The sequence below is a fragment of the Micromonospora pattaloongensis genome, from assembly GCF_900107255.1.
GTDB lineage: Bacteria > Actinomycetota > Actinomycetes > Mycobacteriales > Micromonosporaceae > Micromonospora_I > Micromonospora_I pattaloongensis.
Map to the genome: position 1 here is coordinate 1 of NZ_FNPH01000006.1, position 19,462 is coordinate 19,462.

21 protein-coding genes are annotated in these 19,462 nt (G+C 70.5%); 17 read left to right on the forward strand and 4 right to left on the reverse strand.

What is annotated here, in order from left to right; all coding sequences use genetic code 11:
* Positions 1–417: 417 nt before the first annotated feature.
* Positions 418–1,293 carry an oxygenase MpaB family protein gene (locus BLW47_RS17050; RefSeq protein WP_091558260.1) on the reverse strand — a complete coding sequence of 292 codons (876 nt, stop codon included), beginning with the start codon at positions 1,291–1,293 and terminating at the stop codon, positions 418–420.
* Between the two features lie 443 nt (positions 1,294–1,736).
* Between BLW47_RS17050 and BLW47_RS17055 the strand changes: the two genes are divergently transcribed.
* Positions 1,737–2,291, forward strand: coding sequence for an O-acetyl-ADP-ribose deacetylase (locus BLW47_RS17055; protein ID WP_091558264.1), 555 nt, complete (start codon positions 1,737–1,739; stop codon positions 2,289–2,291).
* Between the two features lie 239 nt (positions 2,292–2,530).
* A complete protein-coding gene (locus BLW47_RS17060) occupies positions 2,531–3,271 on the forward strand; it encodes a VOC family protein (protein WP_091558766.1) in 741 nt (246 codons plus the stop codon).
* 113 nt (positions 3,272–3,384) lie between these two features.
* Here BLW47_RS17060 and BLW47_RS17065 read toward each other — a convergent pair whose 3' ends face one another.
* On the reverse strand, positions 3,385–4,212 hold the full coding sequence (locus tag BLW47_RS17065) for an LLM class flavin-dependent oxidoreductase (protein ID WP_245736710.1): 828 nt from the start codon (positions 4,210–4,212) through the stop codon (positions 3,385–3,387).
* A gap of 66 nt (positions 4,213–4,278) precedes the next feature.
* On the opposite strand from BLW47_RS17065, the gene BLW47_RS17070 reads away from it, so the two are divergent.
* Complete coding sequence (locus BLW47_RS17070) at positions 4,279–4,593, forward strand: MmcQ/YjbR family DNA-binding protein (RefSeq protein ID WP_091558769.1); 315 nt, start codon at positions 4,279–4,281, stop codon at positions 4,591–4,593.
* 68 nt (positions 4,594–4,661) lie between these two features.
* On the opposite strand, the gene BLW47_RS26065 is transcribed toward BLW47_RS17070, so the two are convergent.
* Complete coding sequence (locus BLW47_RS26065; RefSeq protein ID WP_091558268.1) at positions 4,662–4,853, reverse strand: DUF2625 family protein; 192 nt, start codon at positions 4,851–4,853, stop codon at positions 4,662–4,664.
* A 303-nt stretch (positions 4,854–5,156) separates the two neighbouring features.
* Between BLW47_RS26065 and BLW47_RS17080 the strand changes: the two genes are divergently transcribed.
* On the forward strand, positions 5,157–5,465 hold the full coding sequence (locus tag BLW47_RS17080; protein ID WP_091558273.1) for a DUF7677 family protein: 309 nt from the start codon (positions 5,157–5,159) through the stop codon (positions 5,463–5,465).
* A 306-nt stretch (positions 5,466–5,771) separates the two neighbouring features.
* On the opposite strand, the gene BLW47_RS24780 is transcribed toward BLW47_RS17080, so the two are convergent.
* A complete protein-coding gene (locus tag BLW47_RS24780; protein ID WP_139307325.1) occupies positions 5,772–5,990 on the reverse strand; it encodes a hypothetical protein in 219 nt (72 codons plus the stop codon).
* A 488-nt stretch (positions 5,991–6,478) separates the two neighbouring features.
* Between BLW47_RS24780 and BLW47_RS17090 the strand changes: the two genes are divergently transcribed.
* The 13 genes from BLW47_RS17090 (at position 6,479) to BLW47_RS25185 (ending at position 19,452) form a co-directional block, all read left to right on the forward strand.
* Positions 6,479–6,820: an ADP-ribosylation/crystallin J1 gene (locus BLW47_RS17090; protein ID WP_425435412.1), complete on the forward strand. Its 342-nt coding sequence runs from the start codon at positions 6,479–6,481 to the stop codon at positions 6,818–6,820.
* 322 nt (positions 6,821–7,142) lie between these two features.
* Complete coding sequence (locus tag BLW47_RS17095; RefSeq protein ID WP_245736711.1) at positions 7,143–8,720, forward strand: HEAT repeat domain-containing protein; 1,578 nt, start codon at positions 7,143–7,145, stop codon at positions 8,718–8,720.
* Positions 8,721–9,199: 479 nt separating this feature from the next.
* Entirely contained in the window at positions 9,200–9,913 is a 714-nt protein-coding gene (locus BLW47_RS17100; RefSeq protein ID WP_175543671.1) for a LuxR C-terminal-related transcriptional regulator, read from the forward strand.
* A gap of 79 nt (positions 9,914–9,992) precedes the next feature.
* A complete protein-coding gene (locus BLW47_RS17105) occupies positions 9,993–10,370 on the forward strand; it encodes a hypothetical protein (RefSeq protein WP_139307327.1) in 378 nt (125 codons plus the stop codon).
* A gap of 4 nt (positions 10,371–10,374) precedes the next feature.
* Positions 10,375–12,375, forward strand: coding sequence for a hypothetical protein (locus BLW47_RS17110; protein ID WP_139307328.1), 2,001 nt, complete (start codon positions 10,375–10,377; stop codon positions 12,373–12,375).
* A complete protein-coding gene (locus BLW47_RS25390; RefSeq protein WP_139307329.1) occupies positions 12,368–14,743 on the forward strand; it encodes a phage tail sheath family protein in 2,376 nt (791 codons plus the stop codon). Before BLW47_RS17110 ends, BLW47_RS25390 begins: the two co-directional genes overlap by 8 nt.
* 3 nt (positions 14,744–14,746) lie before the next feature.
* A complete protein-coding gene (locus BLW47_RS17125) occupies positions 14,747–15,412 on the forward strand; it encodes a phage tail protein (protein ID WP_091558294.1) in 666 nt (221 codons plus the stop codon).
* 61 nt (positions 15,413–15,473) lie between these two features.
* Positions 15,474–15,962, forward strand: a complete 489-nt coding sequence (locus tag BLW47_RS17130) for a phage tail protein (protein WP_091558298.1) — start codon at positions 15,474–15,476, stop codon at positions 15,960–15,962.
* Positions 15,962–16,825 carry a hypothetical protein gene (locus BLW47_RS17135; RefSeq protein ID WP_091558301.1) on the forward strand — a complete coding sequence of 288 codons (864 nt, stop codon included), beginning with the start codon at positions 15,962–15,964 and terminating at the stop codon, positions 16,823–16,825. Before BLW47_RS17130 ends, BLW47_RS17135 begins: the two co-directional genes overlap by 1 nt.
* Positions 16,826–16,838: 13 nt before the next feature.
* Complete coding sequence (locus BLW47_RS17140) at positions 16,839–17,042, forward strand: hypothetical protein (RefSeq protein ID WP_091558304.1); 204 nt, start codon at positions 16,839–16,841, stop codon at positions 17,040–17,042.
* A gap of 15 nt (positions 17,043–17,057) precedes the next feature.
* Positions 17,058–17,876 carry a CIS tube protein gene (locus tag BLW47_RS17145; RefSeq protein ID WP_091558308.1) on the forward strand — a complete coding sequence of 273 codons (819 nt, stop codon included), beginning with the start codon at positions 17,058–17,060 and terminating at the stop codon, positions 17,874–17,876.
* Positions 17,873–18,154, forward strand: coding sequence for a hypothetical protein (locus tag BLW47_RS17150; RefSeq protein WP_091558312.1), 282 nt, complete (start codon positions 17,873–17,875; stop codon positions 18,152–18,154). The genes BLW47_RS17145 and BLW47_RS17150 overlap by 4 nt, the downstream gene beginning before the upstream one ends.
* The gene (locus BLW47_RS25185) at positions 18,151–19,452 is read left to right on the forward strand and encodes a phage late control D family protein (RefSeq protein WP_175543672.1); all 1,302 of its coding nucleotides are present in this window, start codon (positions 18,151–18,153) and stop codon (positions 19,450–19,452) included. Before BLW47_RS17150 ends, BLW47_RS25185 begins: the two co-directional genes overlap by 4 nt.
* The last annotated feature ends 10 nt before the right edge of the window (positions 19,453–19,462 follow it).

Here is a 19,462-nt window from a genome sequence, read left to right on the forward strand (position 1 = left end):
GCGGCCACCAAGACCAACGACTAGCAAGATTCAACCAGCAGAGGGGGTCCGTTTTCGGCCGTCGCGAAGGGGTCCGTTTTCAGCCGTCGTTGACACGTAGCGTTCCGGTCGTCTACGGCGATGAGGAGGAGCGCATGACAACACAGTCGGTCCGCGATTTCCGGGGTACGCCGTCAGTCGGTCCTGAGGGCGCAGGGAGCACCAGCTGGGGCGATCGCAGTTCGTTTCGCTGGTCGTGGGGTGTGGTCGCAACGCTGTGTGCTTCGGTGCTCGCGATCGTCGTTGCGGACGTCCTGAATCCGCATGACAGCCCGGTGAGTGAGACGGTCAGCCGGTATGTGAACGGCACGGCGTGCTGGCCGGTGCGGTTAGGCACCCCGAGGGGCTGTGCCGCGGATAGCAGCGTCGACCGGCTACTCATGCGCTGGATCGACCAGGCACCTGGTCTTGCTGCGGACCGAGCTGGCTGATCTCGTACCCGTTGGGATAGCTCTTGGCTTTGATTCCATCGGCGAACAACGGCGTGGTCTGTGGCGCGCCGAACCACCGCTGAAGCCGCGACCGCGTTTTCAATGCCGCGTGCAGGCCGGCCCGGACCGGCCAAGCCGGCGCGTCGACTCGCACCGCGCGCCGCAGCGCCGCGTCGTACATGGCGCTGACCAGCGCGTTGCCCAGCGAGGCGAGGGGCTTGGGGATGCGGGTGAGCATCAGCATGCGGGTGGCTCGCTCGATGGCGGCCGCGTCGTCGTTGGGTTTCAGGTGGCTGGCGTCGTGGGCGTCGAACCAGGTCTCGAACTCCTCGTAGGAGCCGGGGATCTCGGTGATGCCCATCCGCCGGCCCAGCTCGCGATAGAAGAGGTAGGTGGCCTGCCGCTCGTGGCAGCAGGGCTGGCGCCAGCCGTACTGCTGCAGCCACCGGGTCGGAACTACCACCAGGCAGCCGAGGACGTAGAGGAAGTCGTCGTTGCTGATGTCGTACGGGCGGTGGATCTGGTTGACCCGTCGCAGCGCATCCCGGCCTCGAGGCTGCTCGAAGCCATTGAGCACCATCTCGTACATCAGAAGGCCGGTGTCGTCGATGCGCTTCTGGGTGCGCTCGGTCAGCTCACCGGTGGCGGTGTGCACGGCGGCGATCGACGGGATCGAGAAGGACCGGTTGAAGGCAAGGTTGAGCCCGAGCTTCATGTCCCACGGGAACTCGTAGCGCAGCATCGTCTGGTAGATGGCCAGGTAGTCGCGCTCCGGGTCGAGTTCACGGATGCGAGCGAGGTTGGCGTAGCGAGCTCTCGTCATCGGGCATCTCCAAGCGGGGACTGCGAGCTGCGGAATTGTCGAGACGCGGTCAGCGTCCGGGCGACTACGACTGATCGGGCGTAGGCCGCGGAGACAAGTGTCAGCCAGGAGACCTCGCCGGCGTAGCCCGCCAGCGGGGCGATGCAGGTCACCTGCGGGCTGGATGAGTCCGGCGGCGAGGCCGGCACGGTGCGCGCGCACAGCGCAGGCCAGGTGCTGCCCACGGTAGCGGCCCAAGAAGGCCGAACCGCAGCGCGCAGAACGAGCTTCGGCCGGTACGACACTGAAAGCGGAAGCAGAAGTATGCATCACCGCGCGTCAGCAATGGCGATGAATTCCAGTCCACCCGGAGCGGCATGAGCGCCGTCTGATCGAGCAGTTCGGCGGCAATATGGTGCTCTGTCGGCCGCCTGACGGTGGGCGCGTGGGCCATAATTCCGGTCGTGCAGATCGAGCTTGTCAGGGGTGACATCACCGCCGAGGCAGTGGATGCGATCGTCAATGCGGCGAACTCGTCGCTGCTCGGTGGTGGAGGGGTGGACGGCGCGATTCACCGCAAGGGCGGGCCGGCGATCCTGGACGAGTGCCGCGCGCTGCGGGCCAGCCGGTACGGCCGGGGCCTGCCAGTCGGACAGGCCGTGGCGACGACCGCCGGGCGCCTCCCGGCCCGCTGGGTCATCCACACCGTCGGACCGGTATGGAGCGCCACCGAAGACCGCTCGTTGCTGCTGCGCCGCTGCTACCGAAACTCACTCGCAGTTGCCGGCGACCTTGGCGCGAAGTCGGTCGCCTTCCCGCTGATCTCCTCCGGCGTGTACCGCTGGCCAGAAGAGGACGCCGTCACCCAGGCGCTGACCGCCACGCGCACTGCACCGCCGGGGATCGAACTCCTTCGTCTCGTCCTGTTCGACGACGACACCTGGCAGACCGCTGAGCGGGTCAGGCAGGCACTGCACGGCCAGCGGATCCCGCCGGGCCAGGAACCCGAAGACCTCTGACGCGGCCTCGCCGCCAGGGCACCTGCGGCTGGCACGCACGTCGATGGCGACCCGTGACACAGTCTGCGGCGATGGCGGCTCGGCGCGCGAACGTGGCTTCGCGGCGCCGGGGTGGACGCTTGGGCTGAGACGGGGATGGCGTCCGTGCAGCGATCGTCGAGTTCTCGCATGTGCGTGATGGTCGCGGGTTTGGCAGACTGCTGCGTCGCCTGCGCTGTCGAACACGTGAGGTGCTGACGATGCTTGACGAAGGTGTCCAGCCCAACGAAACCACCGTGCCGATGCTGCCCTGTGTGGCACCGGAGGAAACCCTGACCTTCTGGCGCACCCTGGGCTTCGCCGTGACCTACGAACAGACGAAGCCCTACCTGTACCTGGCGTTCCGGTGGCGCGGATTCGACCTGCACTACGGGCGCGCGTCCAGAAACCTGGACCCGTCGGAGAACACCGGCGGGTGCCTGGTAATGGTCGATACGGTCGCGCCGTACCACGCAGCGTTCACCGAGGCGATGCGCCGCACGTACGGAAAAGTGCTTGTCAAGGGGCTACCCCGGATATCGCGGTACCGGCCCGGCGCCTCACGGTTCACCGTCACGGACCCGTCGGGAAACTCGATCATCTTCATCCAGCGGGACGAGCCGACAGAGTTGGAGTACGGCGGCTCCAAGCAGCTGCACGGGCTTGCCCGGGTCCTGGACAACGCGCGGATCCTGCGCGAGTTCAAGAACGACGACCGGCATGCCTTCCGAGCCCTGAACTCGGGACTGCGCCGCCACGGCGACAGCGCACCGGCCGTGCAGCAGGCAGTGGCGCTGGCCGTGCTCATCGAGTTGTCGACGGCGCTGGAGGAGCCGGAACGGGTACCGGAGTGGGGCGCCAGGCTCCGGCAACTCAGCCTGACCATGGAGGAGCGTCGTCAGGTCGAGTCCGCCGTTGCCGACCCCACACTGCTCGAGCCATGGATGCCCGCCACGGCCTGACGCACCGGCCACCGTGTGACGCCGAAACGATGGTGCCCGACGTCCCCCTGTTAGCCGCCACATCCGGCCAGGCCAGCCAGGATGACCGCGTCCTGGAACCCCGCACGCGGCTCTCAGCCGAGCAACAGCGGCAGGAGCTGGTTGCCTTGGCGCTCGATCTCGGACAGGTAGGGCGTGTCGGAAAGTACGAAGTGGGCGATGCCGAGCTCCGCGTACTTCCGTAGCGATCTCGCCACGTCCTCGGCCGAGCCGACCAGCCAGGTCGTGCCGGCGCCGCCGGCGCCGAACCTGCCGGGAGCGGTGTACAGGTTGTCGTCGAGCACCTCGCCCCGTGCGGCGAGGTCGAGCAGCCGCCGCTGACCGGCCGCGGCCTGCCAGTTCGGGTTGTGCCAGATGGTGCCCGTGCCGTTCGCCATCCGCGCGACCTTGGCTTCGGCGTCCGCCCAGGCCTGTTCGGTGGTGTCCCGTACCAGGGTGGTGACCCGCAGCCCGAATTCCAACGGGGCGTGTTCGCGTCCCAGTTCCGCGCTGAGTCGCCTGAGTCGCTCGATCCGCTCGGCGACACCATCGAGCGGCTCGCCCCAGAAGAGCTGGACGTCGGCCTCGGTGGCGGCCACCCGCGCGGCGGCCGGGGAGGCGCCGCCGAAGTAGAGCCGGGGGTGCCGGCGTCCGTCACGCACGACCGGTCGGGGAGCGACCGTGGAATTGTCGACGCTGAAGTGTTCGCCCCGGTAGGTGACGTCTTCCTCGGTCCACAGCTTCCGGACGAGCTGCATGAACTCCTTCGTGCGGGCGTACCGGTCGGCCTGGTTGCCATCGCTGTCGCCGTACGCCGCCAGGTGGTCCTTGCCCGAGACGATGTTGATCAGCACCCGTCCGCCGGTGAGGTGGTCCAGCGTGGCGGCAAGCTGTGCCCACGGGAGCGGGCTGCGCTCCGCCATGTCAGCCCGTCGAACCGCCGCATCGAAACATGGACGTTCAGCAAAATCCTCGGCACTGTTGTGCACATGGCGACAGAGGAGGACGTACGGCGGGTGTGCCTGTCCCTACCTGGTGTGATCGAGCGCCTGAGCTGGGGCCAGCCCGCGTGGTTCGCCCGCACGCTGATGGCGCGGATGTGGGAAGACGGGGTGGTCACGGTGAAGAGCGACGAACGGGACTCGCTCGCGGGATCGGATCCCGACACTTTCTTCTGGACACCGCATCACGACCGTTCGCCGAACCTGGTGCTGGTGCGCCTCGACAGGGTCGACGACGATGAGTTGGACGAACTCCTGCGGGAGTCGTACCGGCTTGCCTCCGGCCGTCGACACGCTAGCTAGCCGTCCCGTTGGCGGCAGTCGCCAACCTCCCTGTTGGCGGCTAGATCAGTGAAGCCCAAGCCGCGTCTCTACTTGTCGCGTTGACCGTCATGCGTCACGCCGATCAGGGACATCGGTACCGGGCGGCGCGATACCGCCTCGGGATCCTTCCCCTCCTTGGTCCACGGCGGGGCGAAGAAGTTGATGGCTTCGTCGAGTCGACACGCTCTAACCTCTTCGACCCATCCCTGCCAGCGCAGAGACCCGTAAAAGCCTGTCATCACACCACCGAATCATGGCGGGGTGCCAGTCGCCGTAACCCTGTTCGGATAGAAGATCGCATCGGCAACTCGACGCCGGCGTCAGCCTGCGCGACGTGCAGATCGTCGTCCGCTACGCCGACCCGCGAACCACCATGAGCTACGACCGAGCCCGCAAGAACCTCGACCGCCACCCCAGCTGCATCCTCGGCGCCTACAAGGCCTCCGGAACGTAGATCGCCGCTTCCCCCCTGCCGAGTCAAGGACGCGGCGTCGCTGACAACCGACGACACCCTGTCGGGGCCTGACCGGTATGTTGCGCGCATGTCTTCCCACCTGGGTCATGGTGCATCAGGAGCAATCCGGCGCTTCGCCGGATGCGTCGCGCGTGGCTCGGTCGGCTACCCCTTATTGAAGGGCATCAACTACTGGGACGAGTTGAAGGACTCGCCTTCCCAGATGGAGATCTGCTTCGCCATCTTCGCTAACGTCCTCGAGCTCGACGAGCACGGAGTCCCAACCAACGAAAAGCACGCCGAGCGTCGCGCCGCGACGTGGCTCTACCAGTACTGCACTGGCAAGCTTCCTCCTGGGGAAGCCGAGCTTGCCTCGTGGGAAGTGCAGCTCTACTGACTGTTGGGGTTTCTGGACCGGTTGCCCTGCTCCGCTCCTGGTTACCCGGGACCGTCTCTTCGTGTTTGACGTGGCGCGGGCCGCGCACACTCATTCCCTCTGGCGTGCTCACCACGGAGTACGCCAACCGGCCGCAGGGGGGCAGGACGGGTCAAGCCGCACCTGGTCAACGGGTACATCGTCAAGAACGCCACGCGTGGGTCGTCAAGACCGGCACCTACACGTACGACGAGGCCGGCAAGGTATCGGTGCTAGTGCACAACTGCGGCCTTCGGTAACCGCATTTCTGAAGATGCCCCCGAGGCGTCACTTGGCCTGGGTGTCATTGTGGCGGTTGAGTGGAGGAGTGCCGTGAAAGCTGATTGTCAATCCGCCGTTGACCGCGCGCGTCAGGTGTTTGCGCTGGTGGCCCGGCGTGACAGCCTTGATGTTCGCACCTCGGAGCCCCTGTTCCGGGAACTCGTAGAAATCGCGCAGCGGCACACTCACTGTGCCGATGCCCTGGAAGTTGAGTTTGTTCGGCAACTGGATAACCTTGTCGGGGACATGGTTTCTGCTTTTCAATACTGCATGCACGTGCTTCGGTGGCAAGGGGTTCGTGATGAGGTCGCTCTGAGGCTGGCGCGGGTGCGCGAATACGTGACTACCGATGATCCGGCGGAGAGGGCTCGACTGAAATTAGAGTACGGGGAGCATGCGGTTAATGCTCGGCTCCTTGGGCCACTTGGGTGGATACTCGAGTCGTTCGAGGTGGACTGGGCCGACCGTGACTTGTTCGAGTCCCTTGAGGACGTCACTTAGAAATTTATGGATGGTTGCAGTCGGTGACCGAACTGTGTCGTCGGTTTCCTCGGCGCGCACCGCCAGGCTGACGCGACGTAGTCCGGACCGCCGGCGCCGCAGACCTCACTTCACCGCGATGCCCGTGATTGAAAGAGGAAACCGCTGGCTACTGCTCGGAACCTGCCGGTAACCTGCCTCGGCCAGGGAAGGAGACAGCGGTGACCGACACGATGACCTTGTGGCGGCCAACCGGCCCCAAGGAACTCGACCTGGTGTGCGCCTCCGGTTGGAAGGCGTGGCCGCCGCGCCTGCCCGACCAGCCGATCTTCTACCCGGTCCTCAACGAGCAGTACGCGATCATGATCGCGCGGGACTGGAACGTGCCCGCCTCCGGGGTCGGCTACGTCACCCGGTTCGAGGTCGACCTTGAGTTCGCCTCCCGCTACCCGGTTCAGCAAGTAGGCGGGCGCGACATCCTCGAGCTGTGGGTGCCAGCCGAGGAACTTGACGAGTTCAACCAGCACATCGTCGGGCTGATCGAAGTTGTCCACGCGTTCCGGCCCGGCAGTTGAACAGGCTTACGAGACCGGCGTGGATCGTCTGAACGGCCGGCGAGGGTCCAGCATCCACTGGGCAGGGAAGCCGAGTGCCGGTGTCACGACGCCGTCATCGGTCTCCCAATGTGACGCGTCGAGCTGGACGTTCTGGTAGCCGTGACGGTCCAGGCAGCTGGTGGCCTGTTCCCGCAGGGATGGTGCTGGGGCGAGACCAGGTGCCTCAACGCGTGCCGGGCGCAGCGGGTGGAAGCAGCGAAGCCGTCTGCGGGGTCGACGACCGGCCCGAATCGAGTTCGGTCGGGTGTGTTGGCTCGGGCAGGATGGCGGGGTGATCCGGATGAGACGAGGCAGCAGGGTTCAGCCGTCGACGGTGGGGGAGGGCGGGCCTCTCGGGGCGGTGCGGGTCGCGGTTGACGGTGCCGCCGCGGGCCGGTGGGAGGCGTTGAACCATCTGGTCGAGGTGCTGCTGGAGGTCGATGATGCCGGCGACGAGGGGGTGGCGCGGTCGGCGTTGGCGCTAGTGGCCGGCGCTGCGGGGGTGGTCATCCGGCTGGACCGGCACGCGCGGCAGGCGCCCTGGTATGGCCCGTACCAGGAGTCCACATTGCGGCGGGTCGGGGCCCGTTTCTCGATCACGACGTCGGGGCCTGTCGCGATGGCGCTGGCGAGCATGCATGGCGACGGGCGAATCCGGGAACGCGCGGTCGCGGCGATGGTCGGCCGGCCGTGCCCGGAAATGATGCCGTTCCTCGTGCTGCGTACCGCTGATTGGGTCAAGCCGGTACGGGACCGGGCGCGGGCGGAGCTGGCGTTGTTGCTCGCCGACGATCCGGGTGGCTATCTGCCGGCGGTGCTGCCGATGGCGTTGCGCCTCGACGCGCGGCTGCGAGGTGGCTTCGCCGTCACCCAGATACGGGCGGCGTTGCTGTCGGCGCCAGCAGAGGTGTGGCGCGGGCTGCTCGGCTCGGGTGGCCGCCGGCAGCGGCGGTTCGTGTTCGACATCGTCCTGGCTCAGGGCTGGCTGCGTCTGCCCGACTACGTGACCTGCGCCGAGACTGACTCGGATGTGGGAATTCGGGTCCGGGCAGCCGAGGCGGCCTGCCGTGAGGCGGTCTGGTCCCGCCGGCACGACGTCCTGCGTCGTTTGGCCCGGTCGGTTCGTGCTGAGGTGCGGGTGGTGGCGTTGACCGGGCTGGTCCGGGCTGGTCAGGACAGCGACGTTGCCGCGTACCTGGAGGATGACGCGCCGCTGGTCCGGGCGGTGGCCCGGGACGCGGCCCGCCGGCTCGGCATCGACGCCCGGGAGCATTACCGGACTGCGGTCAGCGCCGGGGAGCCGGCGTTGGGTGCGATCGTTGGGCTTGCCGAGACCGGCTCGGCAGCGGACACCCCGCTGCTGCGGCCGCTGCTGAGCCACCCGCAAGCCAAGGTCCGTGCCCAGGCGGTACGGGGCCTGCGCCTGCTCGATGCGGTTGTCGCGCAGGAGGTGCTTCCGCTGCTGCGGGATCCGTCGCCGGCGGTGGTCCGGGAGGCGACCACCGCGCTGCGGCCCTTGACCGGTGCCCTGCCGCCGGACCTTCCGTGGGAGCTGCTCGGCGACGTCCGGGTGGAGTTGCGTCGTGCCGGCTACCGCCTCCTATGTGGCCACGGCGTCGACGTCGAGTTGCGCGCTGCCCTGATGCTCACCCTCGACCCGGACCCACGCCTGGCCGAACGTGGCAAGGCCGACGTGACCCGCCTGGCCCGGGACGGCGCACGAAACACCTGGCGCCGCACTCCACCACCCGAGCTGCCGGTCACTGTCGCGCAGCACGGCGAGCTCGTTGCGTTGGCGGCACGAGCGGCGGCGGCAGTCGGCGAGGACACCAGCCGGATGCTCACCACCTGGCTGGCGCGTACCCGCCCCGACGCATGAGTGCGCTCCCCGCCTCACAACCCTTTCTCGTCGCCCCGCAGGCTCACGTTGGCAAGGCCAATGCATGGATTCGGTCAGGTGAGGTTAACCAGCTTCTCCGGCAGATTCTGAGTAGTCGACCCGAATTGGGTGAGGGCCCGCATCTCCGGCAGCGCGCCGACGTTGACCCATTCTCCACGCCGGCGCGCACCTTTGCCGGATTAGCGGAAAGGGACCGACTTATGTACAGGTCGGAGCAGTAGCGGACCGTCACTCGGGTCGCGCTGGGCTACGTCAGCCGCTGCACCAGATGGCGGCATGACCCGGTGTCCACGTCTGGGGACGGCATCTGGTGTGTAACCAAGATGACTGATGCTTTCTTGACCATGTTTTCGTCGGTTAGCCTGCCACCCAAACGATACCCGCACATGCTTGATAAGCGCTGTCGCAATACGTGCCGGCCCCTGGCGGATGGTGCTAGCAGAGTGTCAGCTCATTTGGTGGGCATCTTCCGTGCACCGAACGTGGAAGGGCTTCCCATGGCTCTCGCCGACCCGGCTTCCCTGCGCCTACTGATCGTCGATGACGTCCGCCTCTACCGCGAGGGCCTGGCCGCGATCATGTCGCGGGAGTCCGGCGTCCGCGAGGTGGTGACGGCGCGCGACGCCGCGTCCGCCATCGCCCTCCTCGACCATCACGACCCTGATGTCGTTCTCGTCAACGTGGCCGGCGGCAACCACGCCCCGCTGCACCTGGTGCGCGCCCACCGGCCGGAGATAGCCATCGTCGCGCTAGGGGTTTCGGAGGCGGAGGAGGACGTCATAGCCTGCGCCGAGGCCGGCGTCGCCGGGTACCTGTTACGCACAGAACCGCTGGACCACCTGCTGCCGGTCGTGCGGTCAGTCGTCGCGGGCGAGAGCCTCTGCTCGCCGCGGACGTCGGCGATGTTGCTGCGCCGGGTGCAGTCCCTTGCCGCGCAGCGGGTTCGCGGTCCACGCGCACCCAGCCTCACGGCTCGTGAGGACGATGTCCTGCGCCTGCTGGATCTGGGCCTTTCGAACCAGGAGATCTCCGAGCGGCTCGGGATCACGGTGCGCACGGTGAAGAACCACGTGCACAACATTCTTGAGAAGGTCGGCGCCCGGCGGCGGGGCGAGGCGGTGGCCGCCTTCCGCCGGCAGGTCCCGGCCGAGTACCGGGTGAAGACCGGCTGACGCCGCCTCGAGGTACGGGTACGGGGTCCGGATCCTTGGTTCGTTACGCTCGACTCCGCGGCGGGTCACCCTCGTAGGCGTGCCGATCCGCCTCGCTGTCTCGCAGCTGCCGGAAATGCTCGTGGACGTCGTCCGCGAGGCGTTCCGGGCCGAGCCCGACGTGTCCGTCGAGGTGCTGCGCTCCGTCGATGGCGACGTCTCCGCCGCGATCCGCCGAACCGGCCCCGACATCGTCATCGTCGGCACCGAAGGCGGGGATGGCCGTCCCAACTGCGATCTGCTGCTCGCGCACCCCGACGTGGTGGTGCTGAACCTCTCGCCGGATGCGCGTTCGGGTTGGATCTGCGAGCTCCGCCCGTGCGCGCGCAGCCTCGGCGAGCTCTCCCTCAGCAGCCTGCGCGCCACCGTGCATGAGGCGATCCTCCGCAAGCAGGCGGGCGGCCATGGGGTCGGGTGACGTGATGGCGAGCCTCCTCTGGCGCGCCCGGGCCGGCATCCGCACCGAGCGGATGCCCTGCTTCGCGGGGCACGGCATGGCGGACCCGGCGTACCGGCCACCGCGGTTGCCGTATGTCTCCGTGGTCGGCCCGCTCAACGTCGAGCTTGAGCCCGAGCGCGACCCGCCGCGCGCGGCGCACCTGTGGGTGCAGACTCCCGGACACGTCGCGGGCGCGCCGCGCACGGCCGCGGAGACCGTACCCGCGCCCGGCCCGCTCACACTCGTGCTCGACGGCGAGGTGCAGGTCACGGCCACAGTGGATGCCGGTGCCTTGGCCGGACAGCCGCTGACCTCGGACGGCGTCGCCGTCGCTGTCGCTGCCGCCGCGGAGGACGCACTGCGGGATGCCATCCACGCCGGCGCCGCCCGGAGCGGCGGCGTGCCCGTCACGGACCCGGAACGCGTCGCGGAGCTGGCAGCGCTCACCGTGCGCTGGGACGCCACCGGACGCCGCTTCGTGATCTCGTCGGGACGGCGCGGCACCCGTCCGGTGGCCGACCCCGACGGTCGGCCGAGCGGGGTTGCCGTCCCCGCGCCGGCGGGTACGGTGGCGACTGCGCTGGGGCTCGCCGGGGTTACCGGCACCCCCGGCCGCCTCGTGCGGCACCGGCGGCCGTTGCCGACCGCGGTCGCGGTCGACGTGCGCGTGGACCTGTGGGCCGGCTCGCAGCTTGAGCTCGCGGACGCGCTGGACACGTGGATCCGGGTCACTCCCACGCGCGGCCAGCTCCTGGAGCGGCCCGCGCTGCTGGCCGCGGACGTCGCCCAGGGTGCGACGGCGCTCCGGCTCCAGTTGCAGGGAGATCCCGGCACCCGGTGGACCCTGCTGCAGCTCGAACCGACGGGCGGCGGGGCGACCGGCCTCACCGACCGCCGCACCGGCCGCGCACCCGTGCTGGACGGAGCGACCGCCACCGAGGACGGCATCCGGCTGGACGGCGCGGCATCGGCGCAGTGCACGTTCTTCGACCCCCCGCCGGTGCCGCTGCCGTGGCTGCCCGAGCACCCGGCGATCGACGGGTACGCGGTGACCGCCGGACTGCGGTTCGACGCCGGTGCGGCGGTCGGCGACACCGCGCCCGTACTGACGCTGGAGCACGCGGCCGTGCCCGTGCTGTCGGTCCAGGTCGAACACGTGGCGGGTACCAACGGCGGTGAGCCGCAGGCTCGCATCCGCGCCGAGGCACGCCGCGACGACGGCACCCACCTCGCGGCCGCCGTCGCCACCGTCGCGGCCACACGGCTGGTCGCGGGGGTGGAACTGCACGTCGTCGCCGACGCCGCGACCGGCGTCGTCACCATGTTCCTCGACGGCGCGCCCGTCGGAGCGCCGAACGGTGACCCGGCCCCCGGAACGCCCGCGGCCGGCCCGGGGCTGGCCCTGCGCCTGGGCGCCGCCGCCGGTGTGACCCCGGCCGTGACCGTGGGCCACGTGCACGTGCAAGGCCGCCCCCTCGGCCCGCCCGACCCGCGCTCGCGGGCCGGTGTCGCGCCCGCGGCGGCGTGGGCCCCGGGCGACCCCGTCTCGCTCGGGCGCACGGAGGACGGAGTCACGGCGTCCGGCGAGGTGTTCGCGGCCACGGTCGTGGCGGTCGACGGCGACGAGCTGATCCTCGACCGGCCGGTCGTCGGCTCGTTTCCACGGGCGGCGTCGCTGGTGTTCGCGCGGCCGCTGTTCTTCTCCCAGCGGCAGCTGCGGCGGCAGGACGACCTCATGAACCGGCTCTACCGGATCTGCGCCGAGTACCGCGTGTCCACCTTCCTGGACGAGCGCTTCCCATCGGTCAGCGCGCCACTGGTGGAGACGCCGCGGATCGACATCACCGACTTCTCGCGGGCCGTACGGCCCGCCCCCGGCCATCCCGGCACGCGCGCCGTGCTCGTGACCGGTTCGGCGGCACCGCTCCCCACAACAGCGACCACAACAGCGGACATCGCACTGTCGGAGGCACCTCATGGCTGAACGGCTCACGCCCGGCGTGTACGTCGAGGAGGTCGGCGGTGGCGTCCGACCGATCCAGGGCGTCGGCACGTCGACCGCCGGTTTCATCGGCGAGGCCGCGCGCGGCATCCCCGACCGCGCCGAGTTCGTCTCGGGATTCCGGGACTTCGAGCGCCGCTTCGGCGGCCACCGGCGGGGCGAGGCGGGGTTCCTCGCAGCCGGCGTCGAGGCGTTCTTCGCGGCCGGTGGCCGGCGGGCGTACGTCGTGCGCGTACTTCCCGCCGACGCGGCGGCGGGTTTCGTCGGCCCGGTCGCCGCGCGCGCCGCCGACGTGTGGGGCGTCACGCGCGACGCCCTGCGGTTCGACGCCCGTGGCAACGGCGCCTGGTCCGACCAGCTGCGCCTGCACGTGGAGCCCTCGACGTCGTTCACCGACCGCGCGTACCGGCTGCGGGTGGAGTGGGTCGAGGGCGGCCGGTCCCGCACCGTCGAGCTGTTCGACAACCTGAGCACCGACCCGGCGTCCGAGGACTACGGCCCGCGCCTGGTCAACGAGACCTCGCAGTACCTACGCGTCACCGACCTCTACCAGCAATCCCTCGATCAGCCCGAGCGCACGGTCCCGCCGCTGCCCGAGGAGGTGCCGGCGGTCGTCAGCCGGGCTCCCGCCGGCGACGGGCACCGGATTCCCGTCGGTGCGCGGCTCACCTTCGCCTGGCGCGACGCCATCTCGGGCCTCGGCACCGACGCAGCGGCCCCGCCGTCGGTCACGTTCACCGAGGCGACCGTCGAGGGCGCCGGCGGCAGCGTCGAGAACGGCCTAGGACTCCTCACGCCCGAGCGACTGCGCGGCGTCCTCGCGGCGGCGCTGGGCGACGACTTCCGCGTCTCGCGGCCGGGCGACGGCGAGGTTGTGCGGGTCGAGCCGGCCATCGCATCGCGCGCCTACGTCGCGATCACCCCACCGCCGGACGAGGACAGCTTCGACCTCACGCCGGTGGACGCCGTACGGGTCCGGGTGGCCCAGGCCGACGGCGACGCCGAGCAGCTCTACGAGGTCGACACCACCGATCCGGCGACCGACGAGCTGTCGCCCGCCCAACTCGCCGCCCGCATGGCTGAGGCGATCGAGGGCGCGGCCGCGGGCAACCCGTACGGGCTGAAGGTTGACAGCGCCGGCCGCTTCGTCGTGCTCACCGCGCCCGCCGCCAGCGACGGCGTGACCATCGCCGTCGAGGCGGTGGGTGCGGCCGCGCCGTGGCCGGAACCCCGCCGCGCGGGCGGCACCGCCGGCATGGTGGTCGACGATCTGAGCGCGGTGGAGGTCACCGTGGGGGAGACGATCCAGCTCGGCGTCGGGCGCGCGCTTTCCGCGCTCTTCCCGTCCGTACGCGCCAACGGCCTGGTGGAGAACGACGCGGGCAACCCGCTCCTGCGACCCGCGGAGACCGAGGACACGCCGCTGCGGCTCCTCGGCGGCAGCGACGGCACCGGCGAGGTGGGCGTCACCCAGTACACCGGCGCTGTCACCGAGGCCGGCCGTACCGGGCTGCACGCCTTCGACACCGTCGACGTGAACCTGCTGGTCATGCCCGGCCGCAACTCGCCGGACCTGCTGTCGGCGGCGATGGCGTACTGCGACAACGAGGACGTCTTCCTCGTCGCCGACGGCGTGGGCAGCATCGACAGGGAGTTCGAGATCTCCGCTGACGAGGTGCGCCGGCTCGGCGAGGGCCTGCCGGCCCGCTCCAACAACGCCGCGCTGTTCTACCCCTGGATCGAAGTGCCGGACCCCGTCGGCGTCGGCCGCGCCCCGCGGCGCACGATCCCGCCGTCCGGCCACGTCGCGGGCATCTTCGCCAGGACCGACGCCACGCGTGGGGTGTGGAAGGCCCCGGCGGGCATCGAGGCCGTCGTCAGCGGCGCCGTCGACGTGCAGCACCGGCTCGTGAACGCCGACCAGGACCTGCTCAACGTCATCGGGGTCAACTGCATCCGGCAGTTCCCCGGCGTCGGGATCGTCTCGTGGGGCTCGCGCACGCTGTCGGCCGACCCGCAGTGGCGGTACGTTCCCGTGCGGCGGACCGCGCTTTTCCTCAAGGAGTCGCTGCGCCGCGGCCTGCAGTGGGCGGTGTTCGAGCCGAACGACGACGAGCTGTGGGACCGGATCAGTATCAACATCTCCGCCTTCATGCTCGGCCTGTTCCGCCAGGGCGCGTTCCAGGGCGCGACGCCGGACGAGGCGTTCGCGGTCAAGTGCGACCGAGAGACGAACCCACAGGAGCTCGTGGACGCCGGGATCGTCACCGCCCAGGTGGCGTTCGCACCGCTCAAGCCTGCGGAGTTCGTCGTCATCCAGATCAGCCAGAAGAGCCTCCTGGCGGTGTGACGCATGCCGAACCAGCCCCCGCTGACGCCGTGGTACCCGTTGCGGACCTACCAGTTCCGCGTCGGAATCCTGCCGCCGCCGGCGGACCCCTCCGGCGGACGGACCTTCCTCGGTCCGCCCGTCGGACCCTCGCGGGAGACGCCGCCGCAGCCCGCCCCGGACATGCGGGGGTACATCGCGGGCGTGCAGCGAGTGTCGGGGCTGAACCTCACGGTCTCGGCGCACGAGACATGGGAGGGCGGCAACGCGCTGCACCGCTACGCCAACCCCGACAAGGCCACCTGGGACCCCATCACCCTGGAACAGGGGCTGGCGATCGACGACACGCTGGAGCGCTGGGCGGCCGCCGTCCTGAGGTTCCTGCGAACCGGCCTGGTCGAGCCCGGCGAGCCGGTGAAGCGCAACGTCGTCATCGACGTCTGGGACACCCGGCTGCACGGCTTCGAGCTCTCGCGCGGGCTGGCGCCCGCGGATGCCACCGGTGCCGGGCCGGCCGACCAGCGCCTGCGCCGCTACGTCGTCCTCAACGCGTGGGTGAGCAAGTTTCGCGCCATTCCACAGCTCGACGCGCTGGCCGACGAGGTGGCGCTCCTGTCGGTCGAGCTGACGCACGAGGGCTGGCGCGCCGGCCAGCCGTCCGCCATCACACCCGCCGTCATGACGACCTGACCTGACCCACCGAGAACGAAACGGCCCGAACGAACGGCCTGAACCGAACGGAGCGAACCGTATGCCCAGGTTCGAGGAGTCCGACCGCCGCGATCCCTTCCGCAACTTCAACTTCCGCATCGTCATGGGCGGCGTCGTAGTCGCGGCGTGCCGCAAGATGTCTGCGCTCGAGGTCACGGTCAACAGCACCAAGTTCCGCGCCGGCAACAGCCCGTCCACCGTGGACGAGATGCTGCCCGGCCGCACGGAGTACCAGCCGGTCACGTTCGAGGGCGGGGTCACGAACGACCGCACCTTCGAGGCCTGGGCCAACCAGCTCGTGCAGTTGACCGAGCGTCCGACGGCCGCCCTGGAGCCGAACTTCCGGCGCGAGGTCGAGATCCACGTCTACGACATCGACAACACGACGCTGGTGCGCAAGTACGTGCTGCACCGCGCGTGGGTTTCCAAGTACACGGCCATGTCCGAGCTGGCTGGCGACGGCCAGGACACGATCATGGAGACGCTGGAGCTGACGCACGAGGGATTCGAGCGGCGGGACATCGACTGATGCCCAGCGAGCTGCTCCTGCACCGCGGTCTCGTCGACGCCACGGGCGCCCGTCACCGCCGCGTCTCGCTGCGCCCGCTCGGCGGCCACGAGGAGGCGGCGCTCGCCGAGGCGGTGTCCCTCGACGGCGGCGCCCCCGACGAACGCACGGTGCACGAGGTGCTCGCCGCCTGCATCGAGCGCCTCGGCGGCTACCGGCACGTCACTGCCGAACACGCGGCGGCCCTCACCCGGGGCGACCGGCAGCGACTGGCCCTCGCGCTGCGCGGGATCATGCTGGGCGACCCCCTCGTGCTCACGCTGCGCTGCTCGAGCGCCGCCTGCGGCGAGCTGGCTGACCTGGAGCTGCACGTCAGCTCACTTCTCGGCGGTGGCGCCACCGAGCCCGACCCTGAGCCGCAGTGGTGGGCGGTGGAGACACCCGACGGCGTGCTGCACGTGCGCGCGCCCACCGGCGCCGACGACGAGGCGTGCGCGGGGCTGCCCGGTGGGACCGCACAGCGCGCCGGCGTGCTGTGGGACCGCCTGCTCGACGTCGGCGACCCGCCCGCGGCGTGGGCGGACCTGGCCCCCGTGACCCAGCAGTTGCTCGCCCGCACCCTGGCCGACAGCGGCACCCTGCCGGACCTGCTGTTCGTATCCGCCTGCCCCGCGTGCGGCGCGTTGCTGGAGCTGGAGCTCGACCCGTTCCAGCTGCTGGCCCGGGAGCTGGCGCTCGGCGCCGACCGCCTGCTCGCCGAGGTGCACTGTCTGGCCTTCCACTACGGCTGGGGCGAGGAGGCGATCCTCGCGCTGCCCCGGCCCCGCCGCTGGCGGTACCTGGAGCTGCTCCGCCGGCAGCTCGAAAGCCGACCACTGACCTGAAGGGAATCGCGCGATGCATGAGGTGCCGCACCACGGGCTGACCCGACGCCAGCTGGAGTACCAACTGTCCTGGCTCATGCGACGCCGCCCGCAGGACCCGACGAAGCTGCCGGAGTTCATCGGCGACCTCGTCGTCACGCTCATCGACCGCAACAACGTCGCGCTGGCCGCGCACGCGGCCGAGGCCGCGCGCACCGACCTGCCCGACGGCTCCTGACAGCGGGACACGGCGATGGCACTCAACCTCGACCCCCGGCTCGTGGCGTTCGACGCCCAGCTCGAGCGCGGCGCCATCATGCGCCTGGACCCGGCCGGCACCGGGTCGTCGACGAGCGGCGGCCCGACCGGCCGCTCGTCGCCGGCCGGAACGGCGGCGTCCCAGGCCTCGCCCGCACTCAGCGGAAAGGTCCTCTACTTCCAGTACAACCCGGAGACCATCAGCCGGACCCGCACGGGCAAGTGGGAGCCCCGCAAGAAGCGCCGCGGCCTGACCATCGAGACCCCGCAGGCCGTGCGTCAGCGCTCGGGGCAGGGATCGTCCGCGCTGCTCGCCGAGTCCGAGACGATCTCGCTCAAGGTCATCTTCGACGCCACCGAGGCCCTGCTGGCCGGCCGCGTCGACGCCGAGCGCACCGACGGCGTCCTCCCGCAGCTGGCGTTCCTGGAGCTGCTCTCCACGGGCAAGGAGGGCAACACCGCCGACCGCAACCGCGAGAGCGTGCAGCCCGTACGCCCCGACGAGCTGCTGCTCATCCTCGGCCGGCGACGCCTGTTCCCCGTCGTGCTCACCAGCATGACGATCACCGAGAGCAAGTTCCTGCCGACGCTCGTCCCGCTGCGCGCCGACGCCGACCTGAAGTTCACCGTGCTGGAGCCGGACGAGTCCGCGTACAGCGGCACCATCTCGACCGCGTACGCGCGGCTGCTCTCCGGCCGCACGACGCTGTCCAGCGCCGCCGCCGCCGAGGACGCCGTCGTCTCCGCGATCGACCGCGAACTCACCCGCGATCCGTTCCAGGCGCCGGGCCCCACCGAGCAGGTGACGGCATGACAGACCGTTCCTCGCGCCACGCCGACCTGCCGACGTACCGCCGACCGGTCCCCGGCGGCCCGGACGACGCCGAGCTGTTCACGCCGCGCCTGCGCACCCGTCCCGCCCCGACCCGGCAGCACCTGGTCACCGGCGCCGACCGGCTCGACCTGCTGGCGTACCGCTACCTCGACGACCCGCACGCCTTCTGGCGCATCGCCGACGCCAACCCGGACGCCGACCTCGACGCCCTCACCGAACCGGGCCGCACGCTCGGCATCCCCGGGCGGTCGCGGTGACACCCCAGCGGCGCCAGCGCCGACCCGAGCTGCGCCTGTGGCTCGACGGCCGCCCGGTTCAGCGGCCGGGGGACTGGGTGCTGCAGCTGGAGGTCGAGGAGCGCAGTGACGAGGCGTCGTCGCTGCGGCTCGTCGTGGACATGAGCCCGATCGCGGGCGACCGCGGCGCCGGCGACTGGGACGTGCTGGAGCACGCCAGCTTCGCGGAGGACCTGTTGATCCCCGACTTCCGCCTGCTCCGGCGGGTTACCGTCGAGTTCTCGCTGGTGAGCGACGTCCCGGACGACGAGCCGATCGCGGGCGTCGTGTTCGACGGCTATCTCACGGCGGTGGAGCCGGTCTTCGGCGAGTCCCGCGTGCCGGACTCGCGGCTGGAGCTCACCGGCCTCGACGCGTCGTGCCTCATGCACTTCGAAACGGTCACCCGTACCTGGGCCGACATCACCGACGCGCAGATCGCCACCGAGATCTACCGGAAGTACGGCTTCGCGGTGACCGGGCCGGGTGCGGCCGGCAGGGGCACGTCGGTGGAGGACGGCGGCCTGGACCGCCCGCTCCGACGCGCCGTCCTCGTGCAGCGCGCCACCGACGCCGAGTTCCTGCGCCTGCTGGCGCGCCGCAACGGTTTCGAGACGTACGTCGAGCCCGGCCAGGGACCGGTCAGGGAGGGGCCACACCCGGGCGACACCCTCACCGGGCACTTCCGCTCGCCCAGCGTCGAGCCCCCCGAGCAGCCGCCGCTGGAGCTGTTCCCGCGCGACGCGCCGTCGCTGATCGCGTTCCGCGCCCGCTACGACAGCCACCAGCCGACGCGCGTCCTCGGATGGCACATCGACGAGCAGAGCCGCCGGCTGCGCCGCACCGACGTCGGCGATCCCGGCTACCGACGGATGGGCACGCACAGCCGCGCCGACGTGCTGGCCGAGCGCCTCGGGGCGATCCGACCGGTGCGCGTGGCGACCTCCCAGCACCCGACCCAGTCGGCCGACCTGCAGACCACGGACGTCCCGCACTCCGACGCGGAACTCGACGCACTCGCCCGCGCGCAGCTGCGGCTCGTGGACTGGTTCGCCGTCGGCAGCGGCACCGTCATGTGCGAGCGTTACCCGTCGATCGTGCGCTCCCGCCGGCCGATCACCGTGTCGGGCGCCGGCCACCTGCTCGACGGGCCCTGGTACGTCCAGGCGGTCCGGCACCGCTGGGGCGTCGACCCGACCGACCCGGAGACCGAGCCGTCCATGCGCCGCTACGAGGCCGACGTGACCCTCGTACGCAACGCGCTGGGCGGCATGGGCTGAGGCAGGGGCG

What these genes read in the sequence shown, in the direction of transcription:
- BLW47_RS17050 (WP_091558260.1), bottom strand. Translation starts at nt 1,293, where the DNA reads ATGACGAGAGCTCGCTACGCCAACCTCGCTCGCATCCGTGAACTCGAC.
- BLW47_RS17060 (WP_091558766.1), top strand. Translation starts at nt 2,531, where the DNA reads ATGCTTGACGAAGGTGTCCAGCCCAACGAAACCACCGTGCCGATGCTG.
- BLW47_RS17065 (WP_245736710.1), bottom strand. Translation starts at nt 4,212, where the DNA reads ATGGCGGAGCGCAGCCCGCTCCCGTGGGCACAGCTTGCCGCCACGCTG.
- BLW47_RS17070 (WP_091558769.1), top strand. Translation starts at nt 4,279, where the DNA reads ATGGCGACAGAGGAGGACGTACGGCGGGTGTGCCTGTCCCTACCTGGT.
- BLW47_RS26065 (WP_091558268.1), bottom strand. Translation starts at nt 4,853, where the DNA reads ATGACAGGCTTTTACGGGTCTCTGCGCTGGCAGGGATGGGTCGAAGAG.
- BLW47_RS17080 (WP_091558273.1), top strand. Translation starts at nt 5,157, where the DNA reads ATGTCTTCCCACCTGGGTCATGGTGCATCAGGAGCAATCCGGCGCTTC.
- BLW47_RS17090 (WP_425435412.1), top strand. Translation starts at nt 6,479, where the DNA reads ATGACCTTGTGGCGGCCAACCGGCCCCAAGGAACTCGACCTGGTGTGC.
- BLW47_RS17095 (WP_245736711.1), top strand. Translation starts at nt 7,143, where the DNA reads ATGAGACGAGGCAGCAGGGTTCAGCCGTCGACGGTGGGGGAGGGCGGG.
- BLW47_RS17110 (WP_139307328.1), top strand. Translation starts at nt 10,375, where the DNA reads ATGGCGAGCCTCCTCTGGCGCGCCCGGGCCGGCATCCGCACCGAGCGG.
- BLW47_RS25390 (WP_139307329.1), top strand. Translation starts at nt 12,368, where the DNA reads ATGGCTGAACGGCTCACGCCCGGCGTGTACGTCGAGGAGGTCGGCGGT.
- BLW47_RS17125 (WP_091558294.1), top strand. Translation starts at nt 14,747, where the DNA reads ATGCCGAACCAGCCCCCGCTGACGCCGTGGTACCCGTTGCGGACCTAC.
- BLW47_RS17130 (WP_091558298.1), top strand. Translation starts at nt 15,474, where the DNA reads ATGCCCAGGTTCGAGGAGTCCGACCGCCGCGATCCCTTCCGCAACTTC.
- BLW47_RS17135 (WP_091558301.1), top strand. Translation starts at nt 15,962, where the DNA reads ATGCCCAGCGAGCTGCTCCTGCACCGCGGTCTCGTCGACGCCACGGGC.
- BLW47_RS17140 (WP_091558304.1), top strand. Translation starts at nt 16,839, where the DNA reads ATGCATGAGGTGCCGCACCACGGGCTGACCCGACGCCAGCTGGAGTAC.
- BLW47_RS17145 (WP_091558308.1), top strand. Translation starts at nt 17,058, where the DNA reads ATGGCACTCAACCTCGACCCCCGGCTCGTGGCGTTCGACGCCCAGCTC.
- BLW47_RS17150 (WP_091558312.1), top strand. Translation starts at nt 17,873, where the DNA reads ATGACAGACCGTTCCTCGCGCCACGCCGACCTGCCGACGTACCGCCGA.